Below are 16369 nucleotides of genomic sequence, written 5' to 3'. Positions count from 1 at the left end.
AGGGGAATTCCCAAAAAATACAGACGTTTTCCTTATATCCTTATTTTTCTTTCGGGATTTTTTTGCAAATCAATGCGCCGATGAAAGCGAGGCTCACATATCCAAACACCGGATAAACGGTGGAAATCAGCTGTCCGTAGCCGATTTGGCTGATAATGAAAGCAAACGCCAAAATGCCGCCGTAAATATATGTACTTCTTATATGAAGAAAACTGTTTAATTGTTTTTCCAATCCGTATAAATTGCCGATGACCGACGTAAACACTTCCCCGAAAATAATAAACAAATAAATGATATGAAGCGAACGCGAATACGAATAGACAACTTGAGCCATCGGAATGTCAAACTCCAGCACATCCGGCAGCACCGATAATGATAAAAAGCTCGCGGCAAGCACCAGTGTCAACAGAACGCCGCCTATATAAGCCCCCCTTCTGATCACCTTCTCTGAAGACATTTCGTTCGCAAGCGGCACAAGGACGGCTTGGGCGAGCGATAAATTTAACGCGCCGTAAGAGACGGCGGACAAAAGCCAATTCCACTTGTCAGGCCATACCCATTCGTCCGCGTTTCTCGTGCTTGTAAATACAAATGAATCAGCTGTCACGATAAAAGAGAAAGAAATCAAAAGCGGCACAACCAATATATTGACGCCGAACACACCTTTAACGCCGCTTGTCATGACGGCAAAGCTCAGTACGATCGTCAGAAGGATCCCCGCTTGTGCGGGCCAGCCAAGCTGTTCATGAAACAGCGCTCCCGCTCCGGACAGCATGACAGAGGTCACTCCCAGCAATATAAACATCATAAACATGTTTACGGCGCGGCCGATGGACTGGCCGAATAAATATGTGTTCAATTCCTGATAAGATGCTGCGTGAATCCGTTTGGAAATGATCATGATTTTGGCGCCTAAATATGTAAACATCAGACCGCTTACCACGATACCGAACAGACCGATCCAGCCAAACTTCAGAAAAAACTCAACGATTTCCCTTCCCGTGGCAAAACCGGCTCCTACAACCGTGCCTACGTATACAAATGCAAGCTGACTTGCAGAACCTTTTGTTTGTCCCATTTCACCCTCCGGCTAAGCGCAGATTTGTCCAGGCCTTTATATATGCTTATGAGACAAGTTGCCTGAAAAGACGAACAAATCGCTCTTCCCCGGAGAAAACAGATTCAGCTCTCTCCTCTAAGCAAAAATATTGAAAGAAAAAAAGGGCCGGCGTATACTCTTCATCAAGAAAGGTCAAAGCATTTCATTTCCTTTCTGACTATATTGGTCAAAGATAATCAGACCTCACAAATATCACTTATCATGCTGTAAACATTTATTTTTCAGGGTTTGAAACAAAACGCTTGAAAGTCAAAGAAGGTCAGAGTATACTATTAATCAAAGAAGGTCAAAGTTAAGACCTTATTTTCTAATTCATTTGGTCAAAGATGATCAAACATTTTCCGAGGAGGTTTTGGCAAATGCGTTGTCAACATTGTCAGAAAAACGAGGCGACGATTCGCCTGAACATGCAAGTCAATTCCATTCAAAAACAATTCGTTTTATGTGAAACATGTTATACAGAATTAACCCGAAAACCGTCTATGAGCATGGGGCCGCAATCATTCGGATTCCCGTTTGAGCAAGGTTTCGCTCCCAATCAAAATAAACAGCAGGCCGGCCCTGAAAAAGGCCTGCTCGACGAGCTCGCTCAAAACGTCACAAACGGCGCAAAAGCAGGTCTGATTGACCCTGTGATCGGCCGCGATAATGAAGTGGCGCGCGTAATTGAAATTTTGAACCGCCGGAATAAAAACAATCCGGTGCTGATCGGTGAGCCGGGCGTCGGTAAAACGGCTATTGCAGAAGGCCTCGCGCTTAAAATCGCTGAGGGCGATGTGCCGAACAAATTGAAAAACAAAGAGCTTTACCTGCTTGACGTCGCTTCTCTCGTCGCCAATACAGGGATCAGAGGCCAGTTTGAAGAAAGAATGAAACAATTAATGAACGAATTAAAAGAACGGAAAAACGTTATCTTGTTCATTGATGAGATTCACCTTCTTGTAGGCGCCGGCTCTGCCGAGGGATCAATGGATGCCGGGAACATCCTGAAACCGGCGCTTGCCAGAGGCGAGCTGCAGGTCATCGGGGCGACAACGCTGAAAGAGTACCGCCAGATTGAAAAAGATGCGGCGCTTGAAAGACGCTTCCAGCCTGTCTTGGTTCACGAGCCTACAATAGAACAAACCATCAGCATTCTGGAAGGCATTAAAGATAAATACGAGAAATACCACGGCGTCACATTCAGCAATGAAGCGATAAACGCCTGTGTTACGCTTTCATCCCGTTACATTCAGGACCGCCACCTGCCGGATAAAGCGATCGACTTATTAGATGAAGCCGGCTCTAAGGCGAACCTGGAGCTTGATACCGTAAATGAAGAAGATGCGGCTGAGAGACTCAAAGCAATTGACGCGGAGAAAACAAAAGCGCTTCATGAAGAAAATTATGAGCTTGCCGCGAAACTGCGTGATGAAGAAGCGGCGTTGGAAAAGCAGCTGGCGCAAGAAGCTCCGGCCTCTTCACCTGAAATCGGGGCGGAGCATATTCAAGCCATCATTGAACAGAAAACAGGCATTCCGGTCGGAAAACTCCAGGCTGATGAACAAGTCAAAATGAAGGAACTTGAAGAGCATCTTCATCAGCGCGTCATCGGTCAGGAAAAAGCCGTGAAAAAAGTGGCGAAAGCGGTCAGACGAAGCCGCGCCGGCTTAAAATCCAAAAACAGACCTGTCGGCTCCTTCCTCTTTGTCGGACCGACCGGAGTCGGAAAAACCGAGTTATCAAAGACACTCGCAGATGAACTCTTCGGTACAAAAGATTCCATTATCCGTCTCGATATGAGTGAATACATGGAAAAACACGCCGTATCAAAAATAATCGGTTCACCGCCGGGATATGTCGGACACGATGAAGCCGGGCAATTAACGGAAAAAGTGCGCCGCAATCCGTACAGCATCGTGCTGCTCGATGAGATTGAAAAAGCCCACCCTGATGTCCAGCATATGTTTCTGCAGATTATGGAGGACGGCCGTCTGACAGACAGCCAGGGCAGAACGGTCAGCTTCAAAGATACCGTTTTGATTATGACAAGCAACGCTGGAACCGGCGAAAAACAGGTGAAAGTGGGATTCCAATCTGAAGAGAGCGTCCTGGAAGAACAAACGCTGATTGATTCACTGAGCGCGTTCTTCAAACCGGAGTTTTTAAACCGGTTTGACAGCATTATTGAATTCCAATCCCTGAAAAAAGAACATCTCGTGAAAATCGTCAGCCTGCTTCTCACAGAGCTTGAAGACACATTAAAAGAGCGCGGCATCAGCCTGAACGTCACCGATGATGCGAAAGAAAAAATCGCTGAAATCGGCTACCACCCAGCTTTCGGAGCACGCCCGCTCAGAAGAACCATCCAAGAATTGATCGAGGACGAAATGACAGATCTCTTATTGGATGACAACGAAATAAAAGCCTTCCATGTCGTAATGGAAGAGGACGGCATCAAAGTCCGGGCACAATAAGAAAAAAGCGGTTCCCTCCTCGCGGGGAGCCGCTTTTTTGTTTCTTTCTCCATGCCGGAAGGGAGAAACTGTGAAGAATTCGGGAACAATTTCTCAATCACCCTAAAGTTCCATGCACTGCCACCGATATTAACCATAGAAAGCTAGTATAAAGGATTTGGTGAAAACTATGGATAAAACATCGATTATCGGTATCATCCTCGCCTTGATTGCTTTAAGCGTGGGCATGGTGCTGAAAGGGGTCAGCTTAAGCGCACTCGCTAACCCGGCAGCTATTCTGATTATTTTGTTCGGTACGATTTCTGCGGTGATCATCGCATTCCCCGGAAAAGAAATCAAAAAAGTGCCTGCCCTTTTTAAAGTGCTGTTTAAAGAAAACAAACAGCTGACAATTGCGCAATTAATTCCTATGTTCTCTCAATGGGCGCAAATCGCCAGACGTGAAGGTCTGCTCGCATTGGAAGCAAGCATTGAAGACGTGGATGACGCATTTTTGAAAAACGGCCTGAGCATGGCGGTTGACGGACAAAGCGCAGAATTTATCAGAGATATTATGACTGAGGAAGTTGAAGCGATGGAAGACAGACACCAGGCCGGCGCAGCCATCTTTACACAAGCCGGCACATATGCGCCGACACTCGGCGTTTTGGGTGCGGTCATCGGCCTTATCGCCGCTCTTTCCAACATGAACAATACCGAGGCGCTCGGACATGCCATCAGTGCGGCGTTTGTCGCCACCCTTCTCGGGATTTTCACAGGATATGTACTATGGCATCCCTTCGCCAACAAACTGAAACGCAAATCAAAGCAGGAAGTCAAACTGCGTGAAATCATGATCGAAGGCGTTCTGTCAGTGCTTGAAGGACAGGCCCCTAAAGTGATCGAACAAAAACTTCTCATGTATCTTCCTGCGAATGAACGCGCAAAAGTCGCTGAACAAGAAGGAGAGACAAACAATGGCGAGAAAAAAGAAGAAGAAGCATGATGACGAGCATGTGGATGAGTCTTGGCTGATCCCGTACGCGGATTTGCTCACCCTTCTTTTGGCTCTGTTCATTGTATTGTTCGCCATGAGCTCGGTCGATGCGGCGAAATTCCAAATGCTGTCTAAATCATTTAACGCCGTGTTTACCGGAGGCACGGGTGTTCTTGAATATTCAAGCGTCACCCCTCCTGAAAACGAAAAAGACGGCGTTGATCAGTTAAAAAAAGACAAGGAAAAAGATAAAGAACAGAAAAAGAAAGAAAGAGAAGCAGCCGACCGCGAAGAACTTGAAGGCGTGCAAAAGCAAGTCAATCAATTTATAAAAAATAAAAAGCTTGAAACTCAGCTGGAAACAAAGCTGACTAAAGAAGGACTCTTAATTACGATTAAAGACAGTATCTTTTTTGATTCCGGACGGGCGGATATCCGTCAGGAAGATATTCCGCTTGCCAAGGAAATCTCGAATCTCCTTGTTCTGAATCCGCCGAGGAACATTATCATCAGCGGACATACGGACAATGTGCCGATTAAAAACTCACAATATCAATCTAACTGGCATTTAAGCGTCATGCGGGCCGTCAACTTCATGGCTATTCTGACAGAAAACCCGAAACTTGACGCAAAAGTATTCAGCGCCAAAGGTTTCGGAGAGTATAAACCGGCCGTGTCAAACAAAACCGCTGAAGGTCGCAGCAAAAACAGGCGCGTCGAGGTATTGATACAGCCTAGAAACGCCGCGACTGACCAAAATCAGTAATATAAAAAAGGAAGCCTTTCAAATGGCTTCCTTTTTTATTTCTGATGAAAATGTTTAGCGTTTAACCCCACTCTTTTCAGCATTTCCGTACACATTTCTATCTCTTCATCACTCAGCACACTGATCATTTCCTTAATTTCTTCAGCATGATCAGGGAAAATATCGTCCAAAAGACGGATTCCCTTTTCAGAAATCTGCGCGAAAGTCACTCTTCTGTCAGTCGGCGAGGCTTTTCTGATGAGAAGTTCTTTTTTCTCTAATTTGTCAACAACGTATGTAATACTTCCGCTCGCTAATAAAATTTTGTCGCCGATCTGCTGAAGCGGCTGGTTGCCTTTGTGGTACAGCAGCTCAAGCACCGCAAATTCCGTCGGGTTCAGACCGTGCTTATGAATATGTTTATTCATATGGTCGTTAATAGATCGGTACGCACGTGACAGTACAATAAATAATTTCAATGAGTTTTCTGTTTTATCCGTCATACATTCAATCATCCTTTTACAAAAGAAACCGTTACAGAGAAACATTAATAAACAAAATGAAAAATGTCAACAAAAATGTTTCCAAAATTTCTCTTCTTTTTGTCTGACCTTAATAAAATAATTTGTTTTTCTATCATTTTGGTTATTTTTTCTTATTAAAGAAGTATAAAGATGATATAATACCTCTATTCAAGTGTAATGTTGGAGCGATGCAGAGTGAATACATTTAAAGGTGCCCGGGGAAAGATCAAGCTTTATCTCATATTGGTGATCATCCCGGCACTTATTATCAGCTTTTTCATTTATGAAAAAGAAAAGCAGAAAATAGCCGATAAACACATACAGGAAGCCAGTATGATGCTCAACCTTCACCGCAATAAGCTCAATTATTTAATCGGTGAAACAAAAGCCCGGATGACAACACTTGCGATCGCTGTCGATAAGCCTGTCAATGAAGAAAAGATCATTGACATTCTCGATCAGGCTTTTGAGGATGAACCCAGATTCAGCGGACTGTATATGCTGAATTCCAAAGGTGATGTCATCGCAAGCACGACTGATCTGAAATCAAAGGTGAATTTGGCCGACAGACCGTATTTTACGAAGGCGAAAAAGACGAAAAAAACGGTCATCACAAATGACTACTCCAGCAGAATTACAGGCCAGCGCATCTTCACGATCTGCGTGCCGGTGTTAGACGCAAAACGGGAAGTCACGGATTATTTAGTAGCCGCCATACAAGTCGATTATTTGAGAAATATGATCAATATGCTGAGCCCTGACGTTTATGTCAAGGCAACCAATCAGAATAAAGTGATATTTGCCAGCGGACGGGCTGATCAATCAGAAGGTGTGAAACCGGTCAGCGGCTATCTGGATGATATTAATTGGAATATCAATGTTTATCCGAAACCGGTTGAGCTGAATGAGCTGACCAAAAGCGTGCTGCTGCCGATGTCCAGTATTGCCGTGCTGCTGAATATTCTGTTCATTCTCGTTCAATATTATCTGCTTAAGCGCAAGACCCAGCTGGAGCGCGCTCAAAATGAAGCGCAGAAATTGGAGCTGATCGGAACGCTTGCCGCCAGCACCGCCCATGAAATCCGCAACCCGCTTACAGGGATCAGCGGCTTCATTCAGCTTTTGCAGAAAAAATACAAATCGGAGGAAGATCAGCTGTATTTCTCAATTATTGAGCAGGAGATTAAACGGATCAATCAGATTGTCAGTGAGTTTTTAGTGCTTGGAAAACCCACTGCTGAACGGTTGGAAGTGAACTCGCTGCAGGATATTCTTGATGAGATTATGCCGATTATTTATTCTGAAGGGAATCTGTATAATGTGGAAGTGAACGTGGAGATTCTCGTCAATCGGCCGCTCAAGGTCAACTGCACGAAAGACCATATTAAACAGGTGATTTTAAATGTCGCGAAAAACGCTTTGGAATCCATGCAGGAAGGCGGCCGGCTGTCCATCTATTTAGAAGCCCGCGATCATAAAGCAGTCATTAAGGTGGCCGACAACGGAATGGGCATTTCTGAAGATATGCTTGAACACATTTTTCTTCCGTTTGTAACGTCAAAGGAAAAAGGCACCGGCCTCGGCCTTGTCGTATGTAAACGAATCATGCTGATGTACGGCGGTTCAATTGACATTCAAAGCGAAGTCGATAAGGGCACAGAGGTCACCATTACCCTCCCTGCCGCTTCTCGATGAAAAAAACACCCTGGATCGGGGTGTTTTTCATTTAAAGAAGAATATGTGTAAGAGGATATACCAGAGGAACGGTATCATGGCCGGCAGATAGTACGAGGCGCTTCGTGAGCCGTGCCAGCGGAAAAATGTGCTGACAGTACGCGGTCATCTTTCGGATGCGGCGCTTGATCAGGAAGCGCATTCAGTCTTCGTTATCTGTTTTATCATCAATCATTTGTTTGCTTCATATGCAGGCATGACGTCACCGCGGGAGAACAAGCCTATTTTCTTCACAAGGCCCTGTATTCCTTGGTGATGTGTGCGATCACGGTTTACCAGCTGCTGATACGCGTTCATCAGACAGTCCAGTTCCTGGCTGTGCCTGATCGTGTCATATCCTGTAAACCCTTGCCTGTTAGCCGCATCTATCATCATTTTTCTTTTTTTATCAATAGATACAAGCAATTTTTCTTGTTCAGAATAACTGCCCATTCACTTCACCCCTCACCGCTAAAAGAATAGGAAACAAGTTTGATTGGGTTATTGAGCATTATTACAGATTATACTTTATTTGTAAACATTTTTTTACTAAATAACTTATTTTTTCATTTCGTATTGGAATCTTTGCATGAATACGAGAATAATACCCATTCGGGTAATGATATAAACAGAATGCGGCATATTCAAGATTTAAAAAACAGCCACAGCTGACTTTACATTACAATAAAAAACCTCTCATGCCGGCGGGGGCATGAGAGGTTCGGGCGTCTATCAGTTTTGCACACTTTCATTCTCGTAAATCGGCACCCAGCCCTCAGTCGTCACGAAGATTCGGATTGCGACGACCCGGCGGTCTTCCTGAAGCGTAAAGTAGTGGCGGATGTTCTCCGGAACTGAAATCAAATCTCCCGGATTTAAACGAACGTCGAAAAATGTGCCGTCTTTGCCTTGAATGACGAAGATGCCGTGTCCGCTGACGATAAAGCGGACTTCATCATCCGTGTGGTGATGTTCTCTTTGGAAATTTTTTAATAATTCATCAAGATTCGGCGTGGTATCTGATAAAGAAATGACATCCTGAGACTGATATCCGCGCCGGGCTGAAATGTCCTGAATCTCCGTGTCAAACGCCGCGAGAATCCGTTCTTTTTCATCTTCGGTTAGATCGAATTTTTCCGAAAGCCCAGACGGAAGTTTTTCAATGTTCCACTGCTCATAGATCACCTCTTGTTCGTCTAAGAAGCGCGCTACTTCTTCCTGTTTTTCAATGAGCGTATTCTTTTCGTCATGAATTCTGATGGTCGCCATTTTCTATTCCTCCTTTTATTTTACCAGCTGCGGACGAAGTGACAGAAGCTTGAGGTGACAGCTGAATAAAAATTCATAGGCTTCCAGCACCCTTTTCGCTTCAAATGCGGTCCGCCCCCATGCCGTAATGCCGTGATTGCGGATTAACACCGCGCCTGCGCCGGCGTCCGCATGGTGCGCGAAGTTTTCGGCCAATGCCGGGATGTGCGCCGGATTGTCAATGATCGGAACGGTCACGGACGCGTTTTCCTCCCATAATCCGAGCGCCTTAATCATCTCCTGCCCCTGAAAAGTGATTTGTTTTTCATCCCCGTAAAGCTCTGAGATGACATTATTATTGACGGTATGGACATGCAGACAGCAGCCGGCGTCTGTCTTTTGGTATAAGTAAGTATGGAGAAGCGTTTCCGCTGAGGGTTTTAAAGAATGGCCGGTCTCAGCGGGCTTCCCGTACTCATCGATTAAGAGAAAATCTTCGTCTGTTTCTTTTCGTTTGTCTTTTCCGCTCGCCGTAACGAGAAAAGTCAGCGGCCCGTCGGATACTTTGATGGAAAGATTTCCGCTCGTTGCCGGGAACCAGTCTCTTTCGGCCAGCTCGCGTTTTACCTCGGCAAGTTCGCGCCAGCGTTCTTCTTTTGCAGCCATGCCTGCACCTCCCCGATGTTTTCAATGCCTATTTTTACCTCATAAAAATCTTGAAAAGGCAGATGCCGGAGGCCGAGTTCTTTGCATTCATTCAAAAGATAATCTCTCGCAAAACACATATCGGATAGCTTTGCAGCCTCGACATCCGTGACCGAATCACCGATCATAACGAGAAATTTCTGCTGATCGGATAGCTTCCGGATGACTGACGGTTTGCAGCAGCCGCATCGATTGGTACAGTCTCCGTCACAGGCGTGCGGCCAGTCTATATGAATATATTCATTGTCAAAGGATGCATGATTGCAGAAAATCCGCTCCTTTTCTACGATCCCTTCCAAAAGCGGATGCACAAAAAAGTCCATTCCCCCGCTTACGATATAAAACGGGAGGCCGTTTGACCGGACAAACGAGACAAAATCCAAAAAGCCGTCCCGTATTTTCGCATCCTTCAGGATAAAGCCGGTCAGTTCTTCTTTTAAGCTGCTCGGCAGCAGTCCGAACATCCGTCCGACTCCTTCTTGGATTGATATGCTTTTAGACAGAACACCGTCTTTTATTTCAAGCCACTCAGGAGGCGCGAATTCTTTCATCATGCTGACAATGTTGTCGTTCATGGTGACCGTTCCGTCGAAATCACAAATAATCAGCGGTGTGCGGGTCATACGGCTTCCACCCTTCCCCATTTGTCTAATGCGAGCTGAAGATCTTTGCACGACGCGGCTTTTTCTTCAATCGGCTGTGCTTCAAGCACCGCATCAATGACGGCGCGGAACGCTTTTCCGCCGCCCTCGACTCCTTTCGGATGGCCGTGAATGCCTCCGCCGGCATTGATGATGTGATCGATGCCGAAATCGCGCATCAATAATGGCACCATACCGGGGTGAATGCCTGCTGACGGGACGGCAAACGACGGATGAAAGACATCGTCTTTTACACATTCATCATGGATTGCAAGTGCGGACTCCTTCGGAAGAGCAACGGATCCGTAAGGTGACGGAAATAAACTGAAATCAGCGCCGCAATAGCGGTTCAGCTTGCCGAGCAAAAGCGCATGCGACAAGCCGTAAACGGGAGATGATGTGAACGCGCCGCTGACTGCCGGATGCGCCATGATCGGAAGGGGGATTTCCCTATCTTCAGCAAGGCTCTGCATCACATCTAAACCGTAAGCGAACACATTCAATAAAAGCGCGTCCGCCCCGAGTTCTGCCGCGCGCCTCGCTTTATCCCGCAATTCAGCGGTCCTTCCCGTAAGGTTTACGGCATACAGCGTTTTATGCCCCGTCTCCTCCCGGGTTTCCTTCAGGACTTGTTTTCCTTCGATAATGCGGGTTTCAAACGGAGCCAGTTCATTTTCAAAGAAAATTTCGTCATCTTTAATAAGATCCACGCCGCCGAGCGCCTGCTGTCTGAGCTGTTCTTTAATGTCGGCGAGATCCCGTCCGATCACGCCTTTAAATATGCTCATCAGAAGCGGTCTTTCAAATTCGCCCAGCAGTTTGCGGATGCCGTATATACCGAATTTCGGCCCGGGAAGGGAGCGTTTAAACCCTTCGGAAAATTCAAGATCAGTCAATTTTATTTTTCCGTCCAGTGACAGCTTTCCGAATACCGTCGTCAGGACGGCCGGAATATCTCTTGAAAAGTTCGCCTCGGGATAGGCGATGGTGATGACGGATTGTGTTTCGTTTTCTGAGGTTCCTTCTTTCTCCTCAACTTTTACGACCCGCCCTTTATGTTTTCTGAGCTGTTTCTGCTTCACCAGGGGCAGGTCAGTCCAGGAGCCTACCGTCAGCCCCGCCGCAATCTGTTCCGCCCGCTTTTCACTGTCCGTTGTGTCTGTCAGAAGATATGTTGCCAATACTTCGCTCATGCGTGAACGCCTCTCTTTCTTTCGCAAAACATAAAAAAACCTCTTCCGTATGAGCAGAAAGAGGCTTCGTGTTATGTCCGAATCTTATCTCTCAGCTCCTGCTGCAAGAATTAGCACCGTGCTTTATCAGTCGGTTGCCGGGCTTCATCGGGCTCGTCCCTCTGCCTGCTCTTGATAAGAATAATGATTTTATAAAGTATTTTGAATTATCGCATTGTTATCCTGATATGTCAATGCTTTTTCGGGTGAAAAGATTCAGTTTCCCGATCCGTTCCGCAGCTTCTTTAAGTCTTTCTTCACTTGTCAGAAGACCGACTCTTATATAGCCTTCCCCCCATTTTCCGAACCCGTTTCCGGCAGCGACCGCGACATCCGCTTTCTCGAGCAGCAGATCTGAAAACGACTGTGACGTATAACCGTCAGGCACAGGGAGCCATGCAAAAAAGGAGCCCGCCGGAGCCGTCACATCCCAGCCGATATCGCGGCAGGCTTTAATCCATGCATTGCGTCTCGATTCATATCTGTCATTTTGCGCTGCGACGCATGCCTGATCCGCTAAAAGAGCGGCTGCCGCCGCCTGCTGCGCCGCGGGAAACAGGCTGACAAACATATGATCCTGATAAAGGTTGATCGCTTCGATGACAGAAGCGTTTCCGACGGCAAATCCGACCCGCCAGCCCGCCATATTATACGTTTTGGACAAGGTATAGATTTCGATTCCCGTCTCTTTTGCGCCTTCGGTCTGCAAAAAGCTCAGCGGTTTATGACCGTCAAAGCCGACGGCTCCGTACGCGAAATCATGAACGACACAAATGCCGTTTTGCTCCGCAAAACCGACCGTCTCCTCGAAAAACGCCTCTGTCGCCACAGCGCCGGTCGGATTATTCGGATAATTGAGATACAGCAGCTTCGCCTCGCTCCGCACCTTTTCAGGAATTACGCTGTAATCAGGGAGAAACCCTCTTTCTTCTGTCAGCGGCATCATTTCCATTTTCGCTTTCGCAAGGGCGACGCCTGACCAGTAATCAGGATATCCGGGATCAGGCACCAGAATGGTATCTCCCGGGTTTAAAAGACATTGCGGAAGCTCAACAAGTCCCGCCTTGCCTCCGAACAGCACGGCGACTTCCGTTTCCGGATCAAGCGTGACCCCGTACTCCCTTTCATAAAATGCAGCGGCTGCTTTTTTGAAGCTGTAAGCGCCCCGGAATGATGAGTATTTATGATTTTCCGGCCTTTCGACGGCGCGCTTCATTTCTTCAACGATATGCTGAGGCGTCGGCTGATCAGGGTTTCCCTGCCCTAAGTTGATGATGTCTCTGCCTTCTTTCAGCTTTTGATTCACTTTTTGCACCAATGATGCGAAAAATTGTTCTGGCAGCTGTTTGAGAACATCTGAGATTTCAAAGTTCATATTTTCACCTTCTAAAAATGTCTTGAAATGATAGTCCATCATCATATATGGTTAAATAAAAAAAGTAAAGAGAAACTTGAGGTGTTAAATAATGAAATGGACCGTTTCCTGTTTGCAATTTGATATTTCATACGGAAATCCTTCAGAAAACTTTAAAAAAGCAGAATCTTTGATTGAGCAAGAAAGCCGCCATGCGGATGTAATCGTGCTTCCTGAGTTGTGGACAACCGGCTATGATCTCACACGGCTAGACCAGCTAGCGGATGAAAACGGCAAAGTTTCGGAACAATGGCTTAAAGAAACGGCAAAAACATACAACGTACACCTCGTTGCCGGATCTTTTGCGGTCAAAGAAGGCGAAAATGTCTATAACACCATGTACATCGCCGATAACAGCGGACAGATCGTGAAGCGGTATCAGAAAGCCCATCTGTTTCAGCTGATGGATGAACACCTTTACTTGGCAGCAGGAAACAGCGACGGTTCCTTTGAGCTTGACGGTGTCAAGTGCGCCGGGCTGATCTGCTATGATATCCGTTTCCCCGAATGGATCAGAAAGCATACGTCCCAGGGCGCGAATGTCCTGTTTATCTCTGCGGAATGGCCTCTGCCCCGCCTTGATCATTGGCGAAGCCTGCTTATCGCCAGAGCAATTGAAAACCAATGTTTTGTCGCAGCCTCTAACTGCACGGGGTCCAATCCCGATAATGAATTTGCCGGCCACAGCCTGATTATTGACCCGTGGGGCCGGATTTTAGCCGAAGGAGACCGGACGGAAGGCGCAGTCCGGGCGGAAATCGATGTGTCAGAAAGCGCGGACGTGCGGGGAGCCATTCCGGTTTTCCAAGACTTGCGGCGTGATTTATATTAATTTTCAAAAAAATGTTGACAAGAATATCCGGAACCTGCTAATATTTTCATCAACTGATTAATCCGAATTGTGATACAAATCAATATATTTTTCTCTTATCGAGAGTTGGGCGAGGGATTGGCCTTTTGACCCCAACAGCAACCGACCGTAATTCCATTGTGAAATGGGGCGCGTGATTTTTGCGCCGAGACGATTGTCTCATAAGGCACGGTGCTAATTCCATCAGATGTTATCTGAGAGATAAGAGGCGGACTGCACTGTTTCAGCCTCCTTCTCTTTCAGAGAAGGAGGCTTTTTTTCGGGCGTATTCTCCGTCACGATCTCTTACTGCCACTACATAATTGGAGGGTAAATCCATGTCAGCAACTAAAACAAGTCTTTATGAACAATTAACAGAAAGCTCCGCCGCCGCGTTAGCCGTCAAGCTCGGCTTATTCCAAAGCAAAAGCACTCTGACATGCCGTGAAATCGGCGACGGCAATTTAAATTACGTCTTTCATGTTTACGATAAAGAAAACAAAAAAGGACTGATTATCAAACAGGCGATTCCTTACGCGAAAGTCGTCGGTGAAAGCTGGCCGCTTACCATTGACCGGGCGAGAATCGAAAGCAGCGCCCTCATCCGCCAGGGCGAACACGTGCCGCACCTCGTTCCGGCCGTTTACTATTCCGATACTGAGATGGCCGTCACGGTAATGGAAGACCTCTCCCATTTGCGGATTTCAAGAAAAGGGCTGCTGGAAGGGCAGCATTATCCGAACTTATCGGTTCATATCGGTGAATTTTTAGGGAAAACGCTTTTTTACTCATCCGATTATGCGCTTGATACGAAAGTAAAACAGCAGCTCGCAAAGCAGTTTACAAATCCTGAGCTTTGCAATATTACAGAAAGGCTTGTGTTTACAGAACCGTTTCTCGACCATGAGACAAACGATTTTGAAGAGGAGCTGCGCCCATACGCAGAAAAAGTTTGGAACAATTCCCGGCTGAAAGAAGGCGCTGACGAATTGAAAGCCATCTTTCTGAATTCCGCGGAAACATTGGTTCACGGCGATCTGCACACGGGAAGCATCTTCGCAGATGAACATGAAACAAGGGTGATTGATCCCGAGTTTGCTTTCTTCGGACCGATCGGGTTTGACATCGGCCAATTTATCGCCAATCTGCTCTTAAACGCCCTCAGCCGCGACGGTGACGACAGACAGCCGTTATATGACTATACTGCCGCCGTATGGGATACATTTGTGAAAACATTCAGTGAAGCATGGGAGAAAGACTGCCTGCCTTCCCGCAGACACCTGCTGGAAGACACACTGAAAAACGCGTTTGAGGAAGCGGTCGGTTTTGCGGGATGCGAATTGATCCGGCGCACGATCGGACTCGCCCATGTGGCTGACTTAGATGAAATCACTCCGTTTGACAAACGAATCGAACGGAAGAAGCTGGCGCTTGAGATCGGCGCCTATTATATCGAAAACAGAAAAGAACTGAAGCATATCACCGAGGTTCTGGACCAATTTAAGCTCCGTGTAAAGGAATGATGCAGCATGACCAATGAATTTGCCATCCCCCGTTCTGTAGAATGGAAAGAAACCTACATCCGCATTTTAAATCAGCAAAAGCTTCCCGACGTCACTGAATATGCGGAACTTGAAACAAAGGAAGATGTATTCGACGCGATTGTCACGCTGAAAGTAAGGGGCGCCCCGGCCATCGGTATAACTGCGGCGTTCGGACTCGCGCTCTCCGCCAAGTCGTTTGAAGCCCGCGACCTTTCAGATTTCCGACGTCAGTTCGCGGATGTCAAAGCGTATTTAAACAGTTCGAGGCCCACTGCCGTCAACCTCGCGTGGGCGCTTGACAGACTGACGGATTCCATCAGGGGTGCGATCTCAATCAATGAAGCGAAGACAACGCTCGTCCATGAAGCCATTCAAATTCAGATTGAGGATGAAGAAACATGCCGTATGATCGGCCAAAATGCGCTGCACCTTTTTAAAAAAGGCGACCAGATCATGACCATCTGCAATGCGGGCTCGATCGCCACAAGCCGGTACGGTACGGCGCTTGCTCCCTTTTACTTAGCGAAACAAAAAGACCTCGGCCTTCATATCTACGCATGTGAAACAAGACCCGTTCTCCAAGGATCACGGCTGACGGCGTGGGAGCTGATGCAGGGCGGAATCGATGTCACGCTCATTACCGACAGCATGGCCGCCCATACAATGAAGGAAAAACATATTTCTGCAGTCATTGTCGGCGCTGACAGAATTGCAAAAAACGGTGATACGGCCAACAAAATCGGAACGTACGGCCTCGCTATTTTGGCAAACGCCTTTCAAATTCCGTTTTTTGTGGCCGCACCGCTTTCGACATTTGACTTGCAGATTGAAAACGGCGATCAGATTCCGATTGAAGAAAGAGATCCGGATGAAGTCAGACAGATCTCCGGCATACGCACCGCTCCCGAGGATGTTCCGGTCTTCAATCCGGCCTTTGACATCACACCGGGCAGCCTGATTTCCGGCATTATAACCGAGAAAGGAATTGTGACCGGTTCTTACACGGAAGAAATTGAACAATTATTCGCTGACTGCCAGCTGAGCTGAAAAACCGCTGATGATATTGCCTCAGGCAATGTCAGCGGTTTTTTTGTCTGCACAATGTAATCACTTCATCTTTTTGGACGGCTGTAATGAGATGCATTTTAAAAAACAGTTCTGCATAACCGGCTATCTTTTGCGGGCGGCTCATTTTCATCAG

General features: G+C 46.7%; 15 protein-coding genes and 2 riboswitches. Of the genes, 7 read left to right on the top strand and 8 right to left on the bottom strand.

Annotated elements, in window-relative coordinates; translation table 11 throughout:
• Positions 1–40: 40 nt before the first annotated feature.
• A complete protein-coding gene (locus tag HWY38_RS07970) occupies positions 41–1078 on the bottom strand; it encodes a hypothetical protein (protein ID WP_082997927.1) in 1038 nt (345 codons plus the stop codon).
• A 401-nt stretch (positions 1079–1479) separates the two neighbouring features.
• On the opposite strand from HWY38_RS07970, the gene clpE reads away from it, so the two are divergent.
• The 3 genes from clpE (at position 1480) to motB (ending at position 5318) form a co-directional block, all read left to right on the top strand.
• Entirely contained in the window at positions 1480–3576 is a 2097-nt protein-coding gene (clpE, locus tag HWY38_RS07965) for an ATP-dependent protease ATP-binding subunit ClpE (RefSeq protein WP_224181620.1), read from the top strand.
• A 169-nt stretch (positions 3577–3745) separates the two neighbouring features.
• Positions 3746–4561 carry a flagellar motor stator protein MotA gene (gene motA / locus HWY38_RS07960; protein WP_007610974.1) on the top strand — a complete coding sequence of 272 codons (816 nt, stop codon included), beginning with the start codon at positions 3746–3748 and terminating at the stop codon, positions 4559–4561.
• The gene (gene motB / locus HWY38_RS07955; RefSeq protein WP_003154685.1) at positions 4533–5318 is read left to right on the top strand and encodes a flagellar motor protein MotB; all 786 of its coding nucleotides are present in this window, start codon (positions 4533–4535) and stop codon (positions 5316–5318) included. Before motA ends, motB begins: the two co-directional genes overlap by 29 nt.
• 35 nt (positions 5319–5353) lie before the next feature.
• Here motB and HWY38_RS07950 read toward each other — a convergent pair whose 3' ends face one another.
• The gene (locus tag HWY38_RS07950; RefSeq protein WP_003154686.1) at positions 5354–5800 is read right to left on the bottom strand and encodes a MarR family winged helix-turn-helix transcriptional regulator; all 447 of its coding nucleotides are present in this window, start codon (positions 5798–5800) and stop codon (positions 5354–5356) included.
• A 198-nt stretch (positions 5801–5998) separates the two neighbouring features.
• On the opposite strand from HWY38_RS07950, the gene HWY38_RS07945 reads away from it, so the two are divergent.
• Positions 5999–7516, top strand: a complete 1518-nt coding sequence (locus HWY38_RS07945; RefSeq protein WP_046559543.1) for an ATP-binding protein — start codon at positions 5999–6001, stop codon at positions 7514–7516.
• 210 nt (positions 7517–7726) lie between these two features.
• On the opposite strand, the gene HWY38_RS07940 is transcribed toward HWY38_RS07945, so the two are convergent.
• The 6 genes from HWY38_RS07940 to HWY38_RS07915 form a co-directional block, all read right to left on the bottom strand.
• Complete coding sequence (locus tag HWY38_RS07940) at positions 7727–7987, bottom strand: aspartyl-phosphate phosphatase Spo0E family protein (RefSeq protein ID WP_003154690.1); 261 nt, start codon at positions 7985–7987, stop codon at positions 7727–7729.
• 279 nt (positions 7988–8266) lie between these two features.
• A complete protein-coding gene (locus tag HWY38_RS07935; RefSeq protein ID WP_032874705.1) occupies positions 8267–8803 on the bottom strand; it encodes a 1,2-dihydroxy-3-keto-5-methylthiopentene dioxygenase in 537 nt (178 codons plus the stop codon).
• A gap of 15 nt (positions 8804–8818) precedes the next feature.
• Positions 8819–9448: a methylthioribulose 1-phosphate dehydratase gene (locus tag HWY38_RS07930; protein ID WP_224181619.1), complete on the bottom strand. Its 630-nt coding sequence runs from the start codon at positions 9446–9448 to the stop codon at positions 8819–8821.
• On the bottom strand, positions 9406–10110 hold the full coding sequence (gene mtnX / locus HWY38_RS07925; RefSeq protein WP_224181618.1) for a 2-hydroxy-3-keto-5-methylthiopentenyl-1-phosphate phosphatase: 705 nt from the start codon (positions 10108–10110) through the stop codon (positions 9406–9408). Before mtnX ends, HWY38_RS07930 begins: the two co-directional genes overlap by 43 nt.
• Positions 10107–11321: a 2,3-diketo-5-methylthiopentyl-1-phosphate enolase gene (mtnW, locus tag HWY38_RS07920; RefSeq protein ID WP_224181617.1), complete on the bottom strand. Its 1215-nt coding sequence runs from the start codon at positions 11319–11321 to the stop codon at positions 10107–10109. Before mtnW ends, mtnX begins: the two co-directional genes overlap by 4 nt.
• 81 nt (positions 11322–11402) lie before the next feature.
• Positions 11403–11502: riboswitch (SAM riboswitch) on the bottom strand.
• 36 nt (positions 11503–11538) lie between these two features.
• Positions 11539–12735 (bottom strand): pyridoxal phosphate-dependent aminotransferase, encoded by a 1197-nt coding sequence (locus HWY38_RS07915; protein ID WP_224181616.1) that lies wholly within the window; start codon positions 12733–12735, stop codon positions 11539–11541.
• A 91-nt stretch (positions 12736–12826) separates the two neighbouring features.
• Between HWY38_RS07915 and HWY38_RS07910 the strand changes: the two genes are divergently transcribed.
• The 3 genes from HWY38_RS07910 to mtnA all read left to right on the top strand — a co-directional run bounded on the left by HWY38_RS07910 (position 12827) and on the right by mtnA (position 16215).
• A complete protein-coding gene (locus HWY38_RS07910) occupies positions 12827–13606 on the top strand; it encodes a carbon-nitrogen family hydrolase (RefSeq protein WP_224181615.1) in 780 nt (259 codons plus the stop codon).
• A 92-nt stretch (positions 13607–13698) separates the two neighbouring features.
• A riboswitch (SAM riboswitch) is annotated at positions 13699–13853 on the top strand.
• 109 nt (positions 13854–13962) lie between these two features.
• Positions 13963–15147: an S-methyl-5-thioribose kinase gene (gene mtnK / locus HWY38_RS07905; RefSeq protein WP_224181614.1), complete on the top strand. Its 1185-nt coding sequence runs from the start codon at positions 13963–13965 to the stop codon at positions 15145–15147.
• Between the two features lie 6 nt (positions 15148–15153).
• The gene (gene mtnA, locus HWY38_RS07900; protein ID WP_224181613.1) at positions 15154–16215 is read left to right on the top strand and encodes an S-methyl-5-thioribose-1-phosphate isomerase; all 1062 of its coding nucleotides are present in this window, start codon (positions 15154–15156) and stop codon (positions 16213–16215) included.
• Positions 16216–16369 lie beyond the last annotated feature (154 nt).

The organism is Bacillus sp. KS1 (assembly GCF_020075515.1).
Classification (GTDB): Bacteria; Bacillota; Bacilli; order Bacillales; family Bacillaceae; genus Bacillus; species Bacillus velezensis.
Note: the sequence above shows the minus strand (reverse complement) of the source record. Positions and strands in the feature narration are given on the sequence as shown.

Coding starts and splice junctions, on each gene's coding strand:
- HWY38_RS07970 (WP_082997927.1), bottom strand. CDS start 1,078: ATGGGACAAACAAAAGGTTCTGCAAGTCAGCTTGCATTTGTATACGTA.
- clpE (WP_224181620.1), top strand. CDS start 1,480: ATGCGTTGTCAACATTGTCAGAAAAACGAGGCGACGATTCGCCTGAAC.
- motA (WP_007610974.1), top strand. CDS start 3,746: ATGGATAAAACATCGATTATCGGTATCATCCTCGCCTTGATTGCTTTA.
- motB (WP_003154685.1), top strand. CDS start 4,533: ATGGCGAGAAAAAAGAAGAAGAAGCATGATGACGAGCATGTGGATGAG.
- HWY38_RS07950 (WP_003154686.1), bottom strand. CDS start 5,800: ATGACGGATAAAACAGAAAACTCATTGAAATTATTTATTGTACTGTCA.
- HWY38_RS07945 (WP_046559543.1), top strand. CDS start 5,999: ATGTTGGAGCGATGCAGAGTGAATACATTTAAAGGTGCCCGGGGAAAG.
- HWY38_RS07940 (WP_003154690.1), bottom strand. CDS start 7,987: ATGGGCAGTTATTCTGAACAAGAAAAATTGCTTGTATCTATTGATAAA.
- HWY38_RS07935 (WP_032874705.1), bottom strand. CDS start 8,803: ATGGCGACCATCAGAATTCATGACGAAAAGAATACGCTCATTGAAAAA.
- HWY38_RS07930 (WP_224181619.1), bottom strand. CDS start 9,448: ATGGCTGCAAAAGAAGAACGCTGGCGCGAACTTGCCGAGGTAAAACGC.
- mtnX (WP_224181618.1), bottom strand. CDS start 10,110: ATGACCCGCACACCGCTGATTATTTGTGATTTCGACGGAACGGTCACC.
- mtnW (WP_224181617.1), bottom strand. CDS start 11,321: ATGAGCGAAGTATTGGCAACATATCTTCTGACAGACACAACGGACAGT.
- HWY38_RS07915 (WP_224181616.1), bottom strand. CDS start 12,735: ATGAACTTTGAAATCTCAGATGTTCTCAAACAGCTGCCAGAACAATTT.
- HWY38_RS07910 (WP_224181615.1), top strand. CDS start 12,827: ATGAAATGGACCGTTTCCTGTTTGCAATTTGATATTTCATACGGAAAT.
- mtnK (WP_224181614.1), top strand. CDS start 13,963: ATGTCAGCAACTAAAACAAGTCTTTATGAACAATTAACAGAAAGCTCC.
- mtnA (WP_224181613.1), top strand. CDS start 15,154: ATGACCAATGAATTTGCCATCCCCCGTTCTGTAGAATGGAAAGAAACC.